At 67.9% G+C, this 17,100-nt stretch carries 14 protein-coding genes and 1 pseudogene; 3 read left to right on the top strand and 12 right to left on the bottom strand.

Going from position 1 to position 17,100, the window contains the following annotated elements; all coding sequences use genetic code 11:
- Positions 1–40: 40 nt before the first annotated feature.
- The gene (locus BLU08_RS03450; protein ID WP_090195328.1) at positions 41–541 is read right to left on the bottom strand and encodes a hypothetical protein; all 501 of its coding nucleotides are present in this window, start codon (positions 539–541) and stop codon (positions 41–43) included.
- 92 nt (positions 542–633) lie between these two features.
- Positions 634–2,100, bottom strand: a complete 1,467-nt coding sequence (locus tag BLU08_RS03445) for a 2-oxo acid dehydrogenase subunit E2 (protein ID WP_090195325.1) — start codon at positions 2,098–2,100, stop codon at positions 634–636.
- A 119-nt stretch (positions 2,101–2,219) separates the two neighbouring features.
- Here BLU08_RS03445 and BLU08_RS03440 point away from each other — a divergent pair, with 119 nt between their 5' ends.
- Positions 2,220–2,669 carry a universal stress protein gene (locus BLU08_RS03440; protein ID WP_090195322.1) on the top strand — a complete coding sequence of 150 codons (450 nt, stop codon included), beginning with the start codon at positions 2,220–2,222 and terminating at the stop codon, positions 2,667–2,669.
- 6 nt (positions 2,670–2,675) lie between these two features.
- Here BLU08_RS03440 and BLU08_RS15455 read toward each other — a convergent pair whose 3' ends face one another.
- From BLU08_RS15455 to radA, 10 genes and pseudogenes are all read right to left on the bottom strand, one after another.
- Positions 2,676–2,885, bottom strand: a complete 210-nt coding sequence (locus tag BLU08_RS15455) for a hypothetical protein (protein ID WP_233996174.1) — start codon at positions 2,883–2,885, stop codon at positions 2,676–2,678.
- A gap of 47 nt (positions 2,886–2,932) precedes the next feature.
- A pseudogene (locus tag BLU08_RS15450) lies at positions 2,933–3,190 on the bottom strand (redoxin domain-containing protein); the annotation flags it as partial.
- 59 nt (positions 3,191–3,249) lie between these two features.
- The gene (rnr, locus tag BLU08_RS03430) at positions 3,250–5,547 is read right to left on the bottom strand and encodes a ribonuclease R (RefSeq protein ID WP_157674437.1); all 2,298 of its coding nucleotides are present in this window, start codon (positions 5,545–5,547) and stop codon (positions 3,250–3,252) included.
- Positions 5,548–5,667: 120 nt separating this feature from the next.
- The gene (gene proS, locus BLU08_RS03425) at positions 5,668–7,233 is read right to left on the bottom strand and encodes a proline--tRNA ligase (RefSeq protein ID WP_090195318.1); all 1,566 of its coding nucleotides are present in this window, start codon (positions 7,231–7,233) and stop codon (positions 5,668–5,670) included.
- A gap of 41 nt (positions 7,234–7,274) precedes the next feature.
- Entirely contained in the window at positions 7,275–7,862 is a 588-nt protein-coding gene (phaR, locus tag BLU08_RS03420; protein ID WP_090200947.1) for a polyhydroxyalkanoate synthesis repressor PhaR, read from the bottom strand.
- 71 nt (positions 7,863–7,933) lie between these two features.
- The gene (gene alr, locus BLU08_RS03415) at positions 7,934–8,977 is read right to left on the bottom strand and encodes an alanine racemase (RefSeq protein WP_090195315.1); all 1,044 of its coding nucleotides are present in this window, start codon (positions 8,975–8,977) and stop codon (positions 7,934–7,936) included.
- Positions 8,967–10,613, bottom strand: coding sequence for an MFS transporter (locus tag BLU08_RS03410; protein WP_090195312.1), 1,647 nt, complete (start codon positions 10,611–10,613; stop codon positions 8,967–8,969). The genes alr and BLU08_RS03410 overlap by 11 nt, the downstream gene beginning before the upstream one ends.
- Before the next feature lie 135 nt (positions 10,614–10,748).
- Positions 10,749–11,177 (bottom strand): iron-sulfur cluster assembly scaffold protein, encoded by a 429-nt coding sequence (locus BLU08_RS03405; RefSeq protein ID WP_172800972.1) that lies wholly within the window; start codon positions 11,175–11,177, stop codon positions 10,749–10,751.
- A complete protein-coding gene (locus tag BLU08_RS03400) occupies positions 11,174–11,713 on the bottom strand; it encodes a CvpA family protein (protein ID WP_090195309.1) in 540 nt (179 codons plus the stop codon). The genes BLU08_RS03405 and BLU08_RS03400 overlap by 4 nt, the downstream gene beginning before the upstream one ends.
- A gap of 12 nt (positions 11,714–11,725) precedes the next feature.
- Positions 11,726–13,093 carry a DNA repair protein RadA gene (radA, locus tag BLU08_RS03395; RefSeq protein WP_090195306.1) on the bottom strand — a complete coding sequence of 456 codons (1,368 nt, stop codon included), beginning with the start codon at positions 13,091–13,093 and terminating at the stop codon, positions 11,726–11,728.
- Between the two features lie 73 nt (positions 13,094–13,166).
- On the opposite strand from radA, the gene BLU08_RS03390 reads away from it, so the two are divergent.
- Entirely contained in the window at positions 13,167–15,491 is a 2,325-nt protein-coding gene (locus BLU08_RS03390; protein ID WP_090195304.1) for a patatin-like protein, read from the top strand.
- Positions 15,492–15,599: 108 nt separating this feature from the next.
- Positions 15,600–16,970 carry an IS1380 family transposase gene (locus tag BLU08_RS03385; RefSeq protein WP_090193770.1) on the top strand — a complete coding sequence of 457 codons (1,371 nt, stop codon included), beginning with the start codon at positions 15,600–15,602 and terminating at the stop codon, positions 16,968–16,970.
- Positions 16,971–17,100: the final 130 nt, after the last annotated feature.

The following is a 17,100-nucleotide window of genomic DNA, read 5'->3' as shown; positions in this document are numbered from 1 at the left end:
GTCACTGGGGAGGGAAAGGCAAGGCGCCGACGCGCCGGGTTCAGCCCGCGATCAGCCCGACGAAGTTCTCGTCCACCCATCCCTGGTTGCAGGGGCCTTCGTAGGCGCGCACGCTCGAGACGGGGGAATTGGTGCCGCAGGTGATTTCCGCGCCTTCGGGGGCATAGACGATGCCGATCCAGTCGCCGACCTGCTGGCACATGGAAACCCCCTGCCCTTCGCCGATCCGGTCGACCTCGACGGATTCGCGCGACGGCGCGGCGCGCACGGGCAGCGAGGAATTGCCGTCGGGCAGGTCGCGGATGACGCCGTAGCCCGCGCAGGCATCAAAGCGCGGGCCGTCGAAGCCGATGCGGACCGCGCGCGGCGGGACCATGCCGGGGTCTTCCAGGGCTTCCGGATTCTCCTCGATCGTCTCTGTCGCGATGCGCGTATCGTCCGCCCGGTCGCCGCGCGGATTGTCGCAGGACGCGAGCGCCAGCGCGCCGAGCGTGAGCGTGGCGAGGGAGCGAAGGTGTGAGGCTGAAATTGGAAAAATCATGGACAAAGGTCTACCGTGCTTGGCTCCTCAAGGCCAGTGGCATGGCTGCATGACGGGGCGAGGAAAGCGCATCGATCATGTCCGACGCCGCGTCACACCACCAGCCCCATCGGGTTTTCGACGAGGCTTTTGATCGCCTCCATCAGCTGTGCCCCGTCCGCGCCGTCGATCGCGCGGTGATCGAAACTGCCCGAGGCGTGCATCACCGTCGCGGGCCTTACCTCGCCGTCGACCACATGGGGCTGCTGCTGGCCCGATCCCACGGCGAGGATCATGCCCTGCGGCGGGTTGATGACCGCGTCGAACTGCTTGATCCCGTACATTCCGAGGTTCGACAGGCTTGCCGTGCCGCCCTGGTATTCGTGTGGTTTCAGCCTGCCCTCGCGCGCCTTGCCGGCGAGCTCCTTCATCTCGCGGCTGATCTGCGCGAGCCCCTTGGTATCGGCATTGGTGATGACCGGCGTGATGAGACCCGAAGGCGCCGCGACCGCGACCGAGATGTCGGCACGCGAATAGCGCCGTATCGTCTCGCCGTGGTAGCTCACGTTGCACTGCGGCACCCGCATCAGCGCGCGCGCAAGCGCCTTGATCAGGAGGTCGTTGACCGAAAGCTTGATACCGTCCGGCTCGAGGCTGGCATTGAGCTGCTTCCGGAGGTCGAGCAGCGGGTCGAGCCGGATGTCGATGGTAAGGTAGTAATGCGGGACGGTCTGCTTGCTCTCGGTCAGGCGGCGGGCGATGACCTTGCGCACGTTGGAGAGCTTCTCTTCCTCGAAGGGCGCGCCGCCTTCGGCTTCGGCCGGAGCGGGCGCGGAGGCGGCCTGCGGCTTGGCCGTTTCGCCCGAGGTATCCGCTTGCGCGGCGACCCGATCGCCGGCGGAGGCGTCGAAGCTTTCGATGTCGGCCTTGACGATGCGGCCGTTGGGGCCGGTTCCCTCAACCTGCGCGAGGTCGATCCCCTGCTGCTCGGCCATGCGCCGCGCGAGCGGCGAGGCGATGATGCGCTCCTTCGAAGGGGCCGGGGCCGTGGCTTGTGCGGGTTCGGGTGGAGGTTCGGGCGAGTTCGCCCCTGTCACAGACGCCGCACCGCCACCGCCCATGGCCGCTTCGACATCCGACTTGGTGATCTTTCCCTTGGGTCCGGTGCCCTCGATCTGCGCGAGGTCGATGCCGTTCGCCTCGGCGAGCTTGCGCGCCGTGGGCGAGGCGGCGGGGCCTTCGGCGGGCGCGGGCGACGGGGCGGGCTCCGGCGCGGGCGAAGGCGCGGGCTCGGGTGCGGCGTCTTCGCCGGGCAGGGCCACGTCGCCCGCGTCTTCACCCTCCTCGGCGAGCATCGCGATGATCGTGCCGACCTTGACGTTCTCGGTTCCCTCGGCAACCGCGATCTTCGCCAGCGTGCCTTCTTCGACCGCCTCGAATTCCATCGTCGCCTTGTCGGTCTCGATCTCGGCCATGATGTCCCCGGGGCCGATATGGTCGCCCTCCTTCACCAGCCACTTGGCGAGCGTCCCCTCCTCCATCGTCGGGGAAAGAGCGGGCATCCTGATTTCAATCGCCATGGTCGCGCGGACCTCCCTTGCCTTTCTCGCTACGCGCCGCTCTGGCCGATCGGGGCTGCACGGGCAAGGCCTTGCATTGCAGCGAATTTGACAGGATACCCGCCGCCGGAGCGGAGATCATGCGGACATTCCTTGTCATCACCGACGAAAGCGACGAATCCCGCGCCGCCCTGCGCTTCGCGGCGCGCCGCGCGGTCGCGGTGGGCGGCGCGGTGCATATCCTCGCGATCGTGCGCCAGCCCAATTTCAGCGCCTTCGGAGCGGTCCAGGCGACGATCGAGCAGGAAGCGCGCGACCGCGCCGAAATGCTCGCGCACGGGGTCGCGGGCAACCTTCTTGCCGAAAGCGGGATCATGCCGACGATTTCGGTCAAGATCGGCGACGGGCAGAAGATCGTGCGCGAATTCCTCGACACCCACAAGGAAGTCGCCGCGCTGATTCTCGGCGCGGCCTCGGGCAATTCGCCGGGACCGCTGGTGATGCATTTCTCCGCCCATGCGGGGACGCTGCCCTGCCCGCTCTACATCATTCCGGAAAACTACGACGAGGCCGAGGCCGATCACGGCTGAACCCGGTCAGGTCCGAGTCCCGCGAGCCGGGTAATCCTGTTCGAGCGCGTATTCGATCCCCGCGATCAGGTCGTCGATGTCGGGCCGGGTGAAGGGCGCGCTCTGGACCTGCGCCATGTAAAGCGTGCCGTCGGGCCGGACGAGGAACAGGCCGGGTTCTGAAAACACCTCCGGCTCGTCCGATCCTTCGCGCGCCGACGAGATGTAGAGCCCCATTCGCGGGCGGTTTCCTCGGTCATGGCATAGGCGAGCGGAAGATCGCCGGTCTCCCAGTCGGAATCGACCTTCATGGCCCGCTCCTGCGCATCCATCGAAACCGCGACCGGGTTGATGCCGTGTTCGGACAACGTTTCGACCTTGCTCCCCACCTGCTCGAGATAGGACCGGCACACCGGGCAATGGCTGCCGCGATAGAACATGACGAGGGTGAAATTGTCCGGCCGCTGCTTCGCCAGGTCGTATTGCGCGCCGATCGTGAGCGGCAGTTCGAGGGCGGGGACTGTCTTTCCGGGCTTGAGCATGGTTCGGGTTCTCCTGGTTTCCCGCAACCAATGAGCGCGCCATGCCGCGCGTTCCGAAGCTATTTGCGGCGCCGGCCCTGGTGGCGGATATTGCCGGGGCGGCCGCGCTTGCCGACCGCATGGTTCTGGGCCTTGCGCTGGCCCTCGCGGCGCGATCCGCGTTCCGGCCTGCGCCCGCGCGGTTCGATCGTGCCCGCATCGGCATCGGGCAGCACGAACTTGAGCGCGCCGGTCAGCGCATTCGCCTCGGCAAGCTTGAGCTTGAGCCGGTCGCCCAAGGCAAAGCGCGTGCCGCTGTCCTGTCCGACCAGCGCGTGCGCGGCCTCGTCATGACTGAAATACTCGCTCCCCAGCGTCGAGATCGGGACGAGCCCGTCGCCCCCCAGCCCCTCGATCGTGGCGAAGAAGCCGAAGCCCTGCACGCCGGTGATGCGGGTGTCGAACACCTCGCCCACCCGCCCCGAAAGCCAGGCGGCGACATAGCGGTCGATCGTGTCGCGTTCGGCCTCCATCGCGCGGCGCTCGGTCTGGCTGATCGCATCGGTGACCTGGGCGAGGTTCGCGCGGTCGCGGTCCGACAGGCCGGTCGTTGGCGGCAGCGAACCGGGCGGCCCGGGCTGTTCGAGCCCGTAGGCATCGACCAGCGCGCGGTGCACGAGGAGGTCGGAATAGCGCCGGATCGGAGAGGTGAAATGCGCGTAGCTCGCCAGCGCGAGGCCGAAATGCCCGGCATTGGCAGGGCCGTAATAGGCCTGCATCTGGCTCCGCAGCACCGCTTCCATGACCTGCGCCTTTTCCGCCTCGTCGGAAACGTCCTTGAGCATCCGGTTGAACAGGCCCGGGGTGATGACCTGGCCCAGCGCGAGCTTCATGCCGAGCGTCTGGAGATAGTCGCGCAGGGCGATGAGCTTCTCGCGCGCGGGGGCTTCGTGGATGCGGTAGACGACCGGCGCGTTCTTCGCCTCGAGCGCCCTGGCGGCGGCGACATTGGCGGCGATCATGAAATCCTCGACCACGCGGTGCGCGTCGAGCCGTTCGCGCACGGCGATCTCCTCGATCTGGCCTTCCTCGTTCAGCTGCACGCGCCGCTCCGGCAGGTCGAGCTCGAGCGGGTCGCGCTTGTGCCGTGCGTCGGCGAGTAGTTTCCAGGCACCCCACAAGTGCTTGAGATATTCGGGCGGCTCACCGGAATCGACCGCGGCCTGCGCGTCCTCGTAGGCGATGTTGTGCTGGATCTTCACCAGCGCGCGGGTGAAACGGAAGCGATCGACCTTGCCCTCGGCATCGATGTGGAGGTGGCAGGCCATCGCGGCGCGCGTCTCGTCCTCGACCAGCGAGCAGACATCGGCGGAAAGGATTTCGGGCAGCATCGGCACGACCCGGTCGGGGAAATAGACCGAATTGCCGCGCTTGCGCGCTTCGCGGTCGAGCGCCGAGCCGGGGCGGACGTAGAACGACACGTCGGCAATCGCGACGAGAGCGTCATATCCGCCCTTGCCGTCCGGCTCGGCCCAGATCGCATCGTCGTGGTCGCGCGCGTCGGCCGGGTCGATCGCGACGATGGGCAGGGCGCGCAGGTCCTCGCGCTGCGCCTCCGACAGCTTGAGGTTCGCCGCGCGCCGCGCTTCCTCGTGGACCTCCTCGGGGAAGATGTGCGGGATGCCGTGCTTGGCGATGGCGATCAGGCTGAACGCACCGGGCGCGAGCGGATCGCCGATCACCTCGACCACCTTGACCCCCGACCGTTCGGACCGGCCCGTGCGCTCGCACAGGACGAGTTGGCCCGCTTCGGCCTCGCCGAGGTCGCTGATGGGCGAGGAAATGCGGATGCGCTTGTCGACCGGGGCGAGCCACGCCTTGCCCGCCTTGTCCACCTCGACCACGCCGAGCAGGCCCTCGCTTCGCGCGGGAAGCTTCTTCATCGGGTAAGCGATCCACCCGGTGTCGCGCTCTTCGGTGCGGGCGAGCACGCGGTCGCCGCGCTTCAGCGCCGGACCCTGTCTTGCGCCCCTGCCCTTCATTTCGCGCAAGGTCAGGCGTGGCGGCTTTTCATCCGTCTCGGGCGACCAGTTGTCGGGCACCGCGATCGCCTCACCGTCCTCGATGTCGACGACGCGCAGCACCGTGACCTTGGGAACGCCGCCCATGCGGTGATAGGCGGACTTCTTCCCGTCGATCAGGCCCTCTTCGGCCATGTCCTTGAGCAGGGCCTTCAGCTTGATCTTCTCCTGCCCCTTCAGACCGAAGGCGCGGGCGATCTCGCGCTTGCCGGCGGGCTGGTCCGAGGACTGGATGAAGTCGAGGACCTGCTTCTTCGTGGGCAGGCCCGGTGCGCGGTCGGGAGAGTTCTTTGCCATGTCGCCCTCCCATATGGAGACGCGGCCGCTCGCTGTCACCCTCGGGCCGCGCGGCCCCGCGCCGGATCGGGGCGGCATTGCGCCCGGAATCGCGCCCACGCCTGCGCGCGGCGCGCAGGCTCAGTAGGCGCGCGCGACGAGGATCCGCTCGGCCGCCTTCTCCCCGGTGAAGAGGCAGGTGCCGTCCGCAGGCGAGGCATCCATGGGCACGTTGCGGATCGTCAGCTTCTCGCCCTTGAGCTTCTCCACGACCGCATCGAGCGCGGCGCCGGTCGGCCTTGCCCACTGGACCTCGACCCAGCCCGGATATTTCCCGTTCGAGGCGAAGAAGTCCGCGACTTCGTCCCATTTCGCAAGGCCGCGCGTGATGTTCGCGTCGCGGCGTTCGCGCGCTTCGTCGAACAGGCCCTGCTGGATGTCCTCGAGCAATATGCCGACGCCCGCGACGAAATCCCCGGTCGGGACGAATTGCATCGCGGGCTTGCCATTGTCCGCGTTCCACAAGGCATCGCGGCGCAGCACCGCGACCTTGCCGCCTTCCATGTCGCGCGGGCCAACCTCGAGAATGATCGGCGCGCCCTTCCTCACCCAGTCCCAGCGCTTGGCCGAAGCCTTGCCCGGACCCTTGTCGAGCAGCACGCGCACCGCTTCGCCGAGCGCGGACTGGCCCGCGATCCCGGCGCGCAGGCGCTCGCAATAGGCGAGCAGCGCGGCGTCCTCGTGCTTGTCGCGGAGCATGGGAAGGATGACGACCTGGTGCGGGGCGATCCGCGGGGGCACGCGCAGCCCGTCGTCGTCACCATGCGTCATGATGACCCCGCCGACGAGCCGGGTCGAGGTGCCCCAGCTGGTCGTGTGGCAGAATTGCTGCGTGCCCTCGCGGTCCTGGTACTGGATGCCCGCGGCCTTCGCGAAATTGGTCCCGAGATAATGCGAGGTCCCCGCCTGGAGCGCCTTGCCGTCCTGCATCATCGCCTCGATCGACCACGTTTCGACCGCGCCGGGGAAACGCTCGTTCTCCGGCTTTTCGCCCGCAATCACGGGCACGGCGAGATCCTCTTCGACGCAGGCGCGATACATCTCGAGCGCGCGGTGCGTTTCCGCGACCGCGTCCTCGCGGCTTTCGTGCGCGGTATGCCCCTCCTGCCAGAGGAATTCGCTGGTCCGCAGGAACATCCGCGTCCGCATTTCCCAGCGGACCACGTTGGCCCACTGGTTGAGCATCAGCGGCAGGTCGCGCCAGCTCTGGACCCAGCGCGCCATGGCATCGCCGATGATCGTTTCCGAAGTCGGGCGGACGACCAGCGGCTCCTCCAGCTTCGCGTCGGGATCGGGGATCAGCCCGCCCTTGCCATCGGCGATCAGGCGGTGATGGGTGACGACCGCCATTTCCTTGGCGAAGCCCTCCACATGGCTGGCCTCGCGCTCGAAATTGGCGAGCGGGATGAACAGCGGGAAATAGGCGTTCGCAATGCCCGCCGCCTTGATCCGGTCGTCCATCAGTCGCTGGATGCGTTCCCAGATGCCGTAGCCCCACGGCTTGATCACCATGCAGCCGCGCACGCCCGATTCCTCGGCGAGGTCGGCGGCGGCGATGACCTCTTGATACCACTTGGCGAAATCGTCTTCGCGCCGGACAGAAAGCGCGTGGCGGATCTGGGACACGGGACCTGTTCCTGCTGACATGGGGGTGGACGCGCGGGGGCCGCGCGCCAGCGCCCTAGGTGCTACTTGCCCAGTTCGTCCAGCTTCTTCTGCATCGCCGCCATCTGTTCGCGCAAGGCGGCGATCTCCTCCTTCGAGGCCGATGCGCCGTTGTCGCTGCGGCGCACCGTCTTTTCGGGCGCGGGCTTGGCGCCCGGCATGAAGGCCCCGGTCGCGGCGCGCATCATCGCCATGTTGGTTTCATGGATCGCGGCGAGCGGCCCCGTGGTCAGCCCCTTCTCGAAGGCTTCGCGGATCTTCGTCTGGTTCTGGCGGAAATTCTCCATGCTCGCTTCGAGATAGGAGGGCATCATCGCCTGCATCGAATGGCCGTACATCCCGATCAGCTCGCGCAGGAAGCTGACGGGCAGCATCTGGCCGCCATTGGCTTCTTCGTCCATGATGATCTGGGTCAGGATCGAATGGGTGATGTCGTCCCCGGTCTTCGCATCGAGCACCTCGAACTCGATGTTCTCGCGCACCATCGCGGCCAGGTCGTCCAGGGTGATGTAGCTCGAAGAAGACGTGTTGTAGAGGCGCCGGTTGGCGTATTTCTTGATGATGATCGCCTCGCCGCCGTCTGCGACCGTCTCGTTCGTCTTGCGTCCCATGATCGGATCCCGGCCCATTAGAAGGTTGCGGACCTTAGCACCTGCACATTGTGCAGGGCAACACAAAGCTCTCAGGACTTCAGCCGCGCACCCAGCAAGGTCAGCAATTCGTATTGCGAAAGAATGGTTTGCTGCGCAGCATCGACGAGATCGAAAGGCACCTCGACCCAATCGCCGGGGCCGAGATCGGGCGCTGCGGCGAGATCGACCACGACCATGTCCATCGAAACCTTGCCGAGGATGGGCAGGCCCCGCCCCGCGCTGGCGAAGGCACCGCCCGGTCCGCGCGCGCGCAGGAAGCCGTCGGCATAGCCGAGCGAGACCGTGCCGACCCGCATCGCGGCAGGGGCGGTGAACGCGGCGTTGTAGCCGACGCTTTCGCCCGGCTCGATCGTGCGGCACTGGATGAGCTTCGCGGCAAGCCGCGCGACCGGGCGCACGATCGGCGCAAGCTCCGCGCGCGGCACGCCGCCATAGAGCGCGAGGCCGGGCCGGGTGAGGTCGAAGGCGTAATCGGGGCCGAGCGCGATCCCCGCGCTGTTGGCGAGGCTCGCCCGGCGATGCGGCACCTGCCCGCACGCGGCCCGGAACGCCTCGAGCTGGCGCGGGTTCATGGGGCTGTCCTCGTCGGCGCAGGCGAGGTGGCTCATCAGCACGTCGATCTCGAGCGCGGCGATCGCCGGGTCGGCGAGATCGCGCAGCGCCACGCCGAGCCGGTTGATGCCGGTGTCGACCATGAGGTGGCAAGGCCCCCCGCCCGCTGCGCTCCAGGTGCGCGCCTGTTCCGGCGAGTTGATGACGGGCACCGCCCCGACCGCGCGCGCATAGTCCGCTTCCGCGCGGGTGACGGGGCCGTGCAGGACGGCTATCTCGCCCGCCGGGACGTGGCGGGCGACGCCTGCGACCTCGCTCCAGTGGGCGACGAAGAAATGACGGCACCCCGCCTCGCGCAGCACGGGGACGCAGGTGTCCGCCCCGAGCCCGTAGCAATCCGCCTTGACCGCCGCGCCCGCCGCGGCCCTGCCCGACAGCGCATCCATCGCCCGCCAGTTCGCCGCGAGCGCTTGCGTGTCGATGTCGAGCCGCAGCGTGGGCGCGGGCGGGTCAGCTCCCATGGCTCTCTTCGAAATCGCGCGGCGGGCCGCCGGGAATGCCCCAGAGCGCGACGATCAGCCCGAAGCCGACCACGATCCACGTGTACCATAGCCCCGCATAGATGTTGCCCGTGCTCGCCACGATCACTCCGGCGATCAGCGGCAGGAACCCGCCGAGATAGCCCGCACCGATGTGATAGGGGATCGACATCGAGGAATAGCGGATCTTCGGGGGAAACATCTCCGAAAGCAGTGCGGCGACCGACCCGTAGGTCAGCGCCGAGAGCATCCCGAGCCCGAGCAGGATGCCGATGATCCCCAGCACGTTGGCGAAGGGCGGCTGCTGGCTGGTGAAGTCGAAGCCGTATTGGGAAAGCGCGGCGTGGATGCCCTCGCGCCGGGCCGCGCCGTCCTCGAACCACGCCTCCTCCAGCGCGACCTGTTCGCCCCCCACGGTCAGCGCGAGGTTGTCCGCGCCGTCCAGCAGGGTGTAGGGCACGCCCGAAGCGGTGAGCGTTTCGAGGATCTTGCCGCAATCGGTCTGTTCGCGGTCGAACAGTTCGGCGAAGGGGTCGGTCACGCAGGCAGGGCCGGAAACCGTGACCGGCGCGCGCTCGGCCGCCTCGGCGATGGCGGGATTGGCAAGCTGGCCCATGCCCCAGAACGCCGGGAAAAGCAGGACGAGCGTCAGCACGGCGCCGAGCACGATCGGCTGCTTGCGCCCGACCCGGTCCGACCATTTGCCGACGAAAAGATAGAAACTCATCGTGATCCCGCCCGCGACCAGCAGGATGAGCTCGACCGTCCGGGCATCGACATGCATCGGCCCCTTGAGGAAGCTGAGGGCGGAGAAGAAGGCGGTGTACCAGATCGTCGTCAGCACCCCGGTGATCCCGAACAGCGCGACGAAGATCCGCTTGGGATTGCCCGGATAGGTGAAGCTTTCGACGAAGGGATTGCCCGATATCCGCCCTTCGGTCTTCATCGCCTGGAACACCGGGCTTTCCGACAGCATCAATCGCATCCACAGCGAAATGGCGAGCAGCACGATCGAAAGGAGGAACGGCACGCGCCAGCCCCAGGCGGCGAAATCGTCAGCAGGAATGACGAAACGGCAGGCGAGCACGACGATGATCGAAAGGACGAACCCGCCGGCGACGCTCGCCTGGATGAAGCTGGTGTAGAAGCCGCGCTTTTCGGGCGGCGCGTGTTCGGCCACGTAGATCGCCGCGCCGCCGTATTCGCCGCCGAGCGCGAGGCCCTGGATGACGCGCAGGCCGATGACGATGATCGGCGCGGCCACCCCTATCGTGTCGACCGTGGGGATGAAGCCCACCCCGGCGGTCGCGATGCCCATCAGCGTGACGGTGACGAGAAAGGTGTACTTGCGCCCCAGCCTGTCGCCGAGAAAGCCGAACAGGATCGCCCCGATCGGGCGGAAGGCGAAGCCCACGGCAAAGGTCGACCACACCAGCAGCAGGCCCAGCGTATCGTTTTCAACGTCGTAGAACGCATCCTTGAGGATGTAGGCGAGCGTTCCGTAGATGAAGAAATCGTACCATTCGAAAACGGTCCCCGCGCTCGATGCGCCGATGACGAGCTTGATTTCCCGGTCGGTCGGCTCGCGCTGCGTGGCCGCTGCGCCCTGGCCGGACATCGCAGCCGGTGCTCCCGCCCCTGCTCCTGCCTGTATTTCTGCCATCTGATCCCGTTCCCCGCCGGGCGCGTGGCAGCGCCCGGTCCTCCATGACGTGACAAGAAAGCGGCCTTCCTAGCCGCTGGCGCCGGCTTGTCAAAGCGCGCCCTGCGCGGCCTTCCACGGCATGAGCAGCGCGCCGTGACGGCCGGGATGCGCGCGCGCGGGGGCGAGCGCCTCGATCCCGGGCCAGTCGGGAAGCGCGCCCTCACCGCCGATCCACGCCTCCAGCGCGTCCGCCGCGGCGGCAAGCTCCGTGCAGGTCCTGCCCGCGATCCCGCCGGCGAGGATCGCTGCCGAACCTTGTCCCACCGCGCAGGCGGAAACCTGCATCCCGACCCGCGCGATGCGGTCCGCTGCGTCGAGGTCGAACCCGATCGCGATGGTCGAACCGCAGGTGCGCGAGCGTCCCTCGCCCCTCAGGGCGAAATCGCCTGAAAGCGGGTAATCGGCGAGCGAGGCGGCGAGCGCGAGCAGGCTCGGCGAATAGAGCTTCCCGGCGCGTTCGGCGGGAGCGCCGCTCACCGTTCCGCAGCCGCGGCCTCGGCCGCTTCCTCTTCGGCGCGCAGGGCCGCGCGGCGTTCGTCGATCATCTGCACCAGCGCCTGCGAGAAGGCGTCGGCCGCCGGATAGGTCCGCGCGGTGGTGATCCAGGCCGGCCGCCCCTTGTAGCCCCAGGCCGTGTCGAAACCGAGCACGAGGATCGAGAAGGCGAAGACCATGATCAGCGCGCCCTTGACCGCGCCGAAGCCGAAGCCCAGCACCCGGTCGATCGGGCCGAGAATCGAGTTGCGCGACGCCTCGCCGACATTGCCGGCGATCACCTTCATCGCCGCATAGGGAATGAGGAGCAGCAGCGCGAAGGCGAGCAGCGGGCTCGCCGGTTCGGCATCGTAGATTTCGCGCAGCGCGTCGGTCACGCTATCGTGGAGGTAATAGACCGAAAAGGCGGCCAGTATCCACGAGGCAAGGCTCAGCACCTCCTGCACCAGACCGCGCAGGAAGCCGCCGATCGCCGCTATGCCGACGACGATGAAGACGATGATGTCGAACCCGGTCATTCACCAGCCCGGTTATGCGCTCGCCATCACCTGGTCAACGAGGTTCGAAAGGCCCAGAAGCCCGCGATAGTCGATTTCCGCAGGGCCGGTGCGAGCACCGACCGGGCCGAAGCCTTTCGCGAAACCGAGCTTGGCCGCTTCGCGCAGGCGCAGTTCGCAACGGGCGACGGGGCGGATCTCCCCGGCGAGCGAAACCTCGCCGAAGAAGGTCGCCTTGTCCGGCAGGGGTCGGTCGGCCAGCGCCGAGACGAGCGCGGCGGCGACCGCGAGGTCCGCAGCCGGGTCCGACAGGCGATATCCCCCGGCGATGTTGAGATAGACCTCGGCCGAGGAGAAATTGAGCCCGCAGCGCGATTCGAGCACGGCGAGCAGCATGGCGAGCCGGCCATTGTCCCAACCCACCACCGCCCGGCGCGGGGTCGCGCCCGATTGCAGCCGCACGATCAGCGCCTGGATCTCGACCAGCACGGGCCGCGTGCCTTCGAGCGCCGGGAACACCGCGCTTCCTGCGAGCGGTTGGTCGCGGCCCGACAGGAACAGCGAGGAGGGATTGGCGACTTCGTCCAGCCCTTCGGACCCCATCGCGAACACGCCGATCTCGTCGACCGCGCCGAAGCGGTTCTTCAGGGCGCGCAGGATGCGGTACTGGTGGCTGCGCTCGCCCTCGAAGCTCATCACGACATCGACCATGTGTTCGAGCACCCGCGGACCCGCGATCGTCCCGTCCTTGGTCACGTGCCCGACGAGCACCAGCGCGCAGCCGCTCGCCTTGGCGTAGCGGATCAGTTCCAGCGCGCAGCCGCGCACCTGGCTGACCGTGCCGGGCGCGCCCTCGATCGTGTCGGAGTGCATGGTCTGGATCGAATCGATCACGAGCAGCGCCGGCGGCTCGCCCGCGCCCAGCGTCGTCAGGATGTCGCGCACCGAGGTTTCCGAAGCGAGCCGGATCGGGGCGTCCGCCACACCCATGCGCGCCGCGCGCAGGCGCACCTGTCCCGCCGCCTCTTCCCCGCTGACATAGACCACGTCCGCGCCCGAACGCGCGATGGTCGCCGCGGTCTGGAGCAGCAGGGTGGACTTGCCGATCCCCGGATCGCCTCCCATCAGCACGGCGGAACCCGGCACCAGCCCGCCGCCGAGCGCGCGGTCGAATTCGGCGAGCCCCGTCGTCCGGCGCCGGGGAAGCGGCGTCTCCCGGTCGAGCGGCACGAATTCGAGCCTGCGCCCCCCGCTCGACAAGTCGTGCTTTTGCGAAAAGACGGTCGCGGGCACGTCCTCGACGATGCTGTTCCATTCCGCGCAATCGGGACATTGCCCCTGCCAGCGCGAGGAAACGCTGCCGCAGGCCTGGCACACAAATCGTTTCTTCGCCTTCGCCATGCCCCGCGTGTAACCGGAACAAAGGCTGAACGCAATTGCATCCGCGTGCGCCCATGCTCTAGGGACCGTCGCGATGCGCCAGAAGGAACTGAGGCTAGCGCTGGTATGCTACGGCGGGGTCAGCCTCGCGGTCTACATGCACGGCGTCACGAAGGAGATCTGGCATCTCGCCCGGGCGAGCCGTGCCTTCCTCTCGCATCCCGACCAACCGAGCGAACTGGCGGGCGTGGCCGAGGTCTATCGCGATTTCCTCGGGGAGATCGAGCGCGAGCGAAACCTGCGCGTGCGGGTCCTGCCCGACATCCTGACCGGGGCGAGTGCAGGCGGAATCAACGCGGTCTTTCTCGCGCAGGCGCTCCATTCGGGCCACAGCCTCGAGCCGCTCACCGACCTCTGGCTGGAAAACGCCGATGTCGCGGAACTGACCGATCCCGAGGCCGAGCCGCTCTGGCGCTTCGCCAAGATCTGGGCGCAGCCGATCGCCGAATGGTTCCTCACCCGCCCCGGCAACGCGGTGAGCGAGAGCGTCTCGCCCGAGACCCGCGCCGAGGTGCGCCACAAGGTTTCGCGCCTGGTGCGGGGGCGCTGGTTCAGTCCGCCCTTCTCGGGCGACCGCTTCTCCGCCATGCTTTACGAAGCGCTGGCGAGCATGGCCGCCGGGCCGCCCGGCCCGCCCCTCCTGCCGCCCGGCCATCCGCTCGACCTCGCCGTCACCGCGACCGATTTCCGCGGCCATGTCGAACTCCTGCGGCTCCATTCGCCCCCCATCGTGCAGGAGACCGAGCATCGAATGCCGATCGCCTTCCGTTCGAAGGTCGGCGCGGAGCCGGGTGTTGGCATTGCCGATCCGCTCGAACTGGTGCTGGCGGCACGCGCGACGGCGAGCTTTCCGGGGGCCTTTCCGCCGCTCGAACTGGCGGAAATCGACCGGCTTGCGGCCGAGAAGGGGCTACGCTGGGACAGCCGCGACGCCTTCCTTGCGCGGATCATGCCGGGGCACGTGAAGAAGGATACGGCGCAGCAGGTCGCGCTGATCGACGGATCGGTGCTCGTCAACGCCCCGTTCGGCGCGGCCCTGCGCGCGCTCGGCGGGCGGCCTGCCCAGCGCGAGGTCGATCGCCGGTTCGTCTATGTCGACCCCAGCCCCGACCGGGTCCGGGCGCTGCGCGACGAGGCGGCGCACCCGGTCGGTTTCTTCGGCGCGATCTTCGGTTCGCTTTCGACCATCCCGCGCGAGCAGCCGATCCGCGACGACCTCGAGCGGATCGAGCAGCAATCGCGCGACGCCGCCCGGCTGCGCCGGATCGTGATGGGGATGCGGCCCGAAATCGACGGAGCGGTCGAGCGCCTGTTCGGGCGGACCTTCTTTCTCGACCGGCCGACGCCGCGACGCCTCGCGATCTGGCGGGCCAAGGCGCACGAGGCCGCCGCGAGCCGCGCGGGCTACGCCTTTTCCGCCTATGTCCAGACAAAGTTCACCGCGCTGGTCGATCGGCTCGCCCGCCTGACGCTCGCCGCCGCGCCCGAACTCGGCCTCGGCGACGCCGGTCTCCTGGGCGAGGTCCTGCGCGCCGAACTGGCGCGCCGCGGGCTCGAGACGCTGACCGGGGACGATGGCCTCGCGAGCGAGGAAGCGATATCTTTCCTGCGCGCGCACGACATCGGTTTCCGCATCCGGCGGCTGCAATTGCTCGCCCGCCGCCTGTCGCGCGACTGGGAGGTCGATCCGGACATTCCCGACGACGCGCTCGACCTCGCGCGGGAGCGGATCTACGACATCCTCGCGCTCTATCGCGCGGCCGACGACAGCGAGATGGTCGACGGCGATTTCGCGGCCCTCGCCGAGAACGTGCTGGACGATCCGGGCGCCGTGCTCGACCATCTCGCCGCGCGCCGCCTGCTGCCCGAAACCGACGCTGCGGCGGAGGAACGGCTCGCCGCCGCGCTCGAGGAGATGCCGCGCAGCCTCAAGCGGCGGATGCTGCTGACCTATCTCGGCTTTCCCTTCTACGACGTCGCCACCTTGCCGCTGCTGCAGCGCGAGGGCCTCGACGAATACAACCCGGTCAAGGTCGACCGCATCTCGCCCGCCGACGCGAGCTCGATCCGGAAGGGCGGCACCAAGGCGACGCTGCGCGGGGTCGAATTCTACAATTTCGGGGCGTTCTTCAGCCGCGCCTACCGCGAGAACGACTACCTGTGGGGCCGGCTGCACGGGGCGGAGCGCATGATCGACCTCGTCGCCTCGACGCTCGAAAGCCCGGTACCCGAAGAGGCGAGCCGCCGGGTCAAGCGCGCGGCCTTCCTCGCCATCCTGGAGGAGGAGGCAGAGGCCGGACGCTGCGGGGCGGGCCTTCTCGCGACGATCCGCGCGGAGGTCGGCGACCGGCTCGGCTAGCCCGGATTATTCACCGGCGGTGGTCTGACGGGTTGGCGGGAGTGGCGTAAGCATTTGCATTGTTGTAGGAATGTGGTTGCTTAAGCCAGACCTGCAACGGGGCAAAATATGCCACAGACCACACCCGCCGGATGCGATGATAGCGCGTCCGTATTTTCGTTTCCAGCAGTGCGCGGCAAGAAGGTCACAGCTGCGTTTGACGGCGGCAGGCTGACCTCGGATGGCGGGGTCCTGGTGCTGGCTCAGGCCGAGCGCATGATGGGGCTCTGCCAGCGGCTTGCGGCGTGTATTGCCGATCCGCGCGATCCTGCTCGGGTGGTTCATCGGCTTGAAGATATCCTGCGCGCGCGGATGTTCGCGATCGCCTGCGGCTATGAGGATGCCGATGATCTCGACGCTCTGCGCGATGATCCGGGCTTCCGCCTTGCGCTGGGCAAGCTGCCGGGATCGGGTGCGGGGTTGGCCAGCCAACCGACGATGAGCCGCTGGGAGAATGCGCCGAGCACGCGCGAGCTGGCAAAGATGCTGGGGATCATGATCGACATCTACTGCGCCAGCTACCCCACTCCGCCGGCGGCGGTGACGCTGGATATCGATGACACCTGCGACGTCGTGCACGGCTATCAGCAACTCTCCTTCTGGAACGGACATCATGGGGAGCGCTGCTTCCTGCCGATCCATGTCTACGACACGGCAACGGGCCGGCCGGTGGCGATGCTGCTGCGCACGGGCAAGACGCCTTCTGGCAAGGAGGCGGCAGGGCATATCCGGCGTCTGGTGCGCCATCTTCGCCGCCACTGGCCTGATACCCACATCACCATCCGCGGTGACGGGCATTATGGACGGCCCGAGGTCATGGCCTTCTGCGAGGCGGCCCATGTCGATTACGTGTTCGGTCTGCCGACCAACGCCGCGCTGCGCGCTGATCCGGTTATCGTCACTGCCGCCGATGCCTGCGCGGTCCGCCGCGCCGAGTGCCAACTCCCGGTCCTGCGCAGCTATGCCGAGACCCGCTACGGCGCGAAGAGCTGGAACCGCCAGCGCCGCGTCGTCGCCAGGATCGAGGCCAGCACGCTGGGCATGGATATCCGCTATGTCGTCACATCGCTAACCCAAGGCTCGGCTGAATACATCTATGACACGCTCTACTGTGCGCGCGGGCAGGCCGAGAACTTGATCAAGCTGCACAAGACCCAGCTGGCCAGTGACCGCACCTCGTGCCGGTCGGCGAACGCCAACCAGATGCGCCTGATCCTGCACACCGCTGCCTACTGGCTGCTGTGGCGCGTTCAGCAGGCGATCCCAAAGACCACCGCTCTGGCAAAAGCCGAGTTTACGACCCTGCGCCTGCGGCTGCTCAAGGTTGCTGCCCGCGTCATGGAAAGCGCCACCCGAATCCGCGTAGCGTTCGCCTCTGCGTGCCCCGATGCCGATCTGATGCGTGCCATCGTTCTCGCGCTCAAGCCTGCGCCGACGTAGCGGGCGCGGCAGTGCCGCAGAAACCCCGAGCCAAGTCCTTCAACCAGAAAAGCCCATCGATCACAGCGCGGTGAAACAGACGCCAGCGGTGCCGCACGCCCGCTCTACGCCGCCGCACGCAGCAGTGGCG

It is taken from the genome of Erythrobacter sp. HL-111 (genome assembly GCF_900105095.1).
Classification (GTDB): domain Bacteria; phylum Pseudomonadota; class Alphaproteobacteria; order Sphingomonadales; family Sphingomonadaceae; genus Erythrobacter.
Note: the sequence above shows the minus strand (reverse complement) of the source record. Positions and strands in the feature narration are given on the sequence as shown.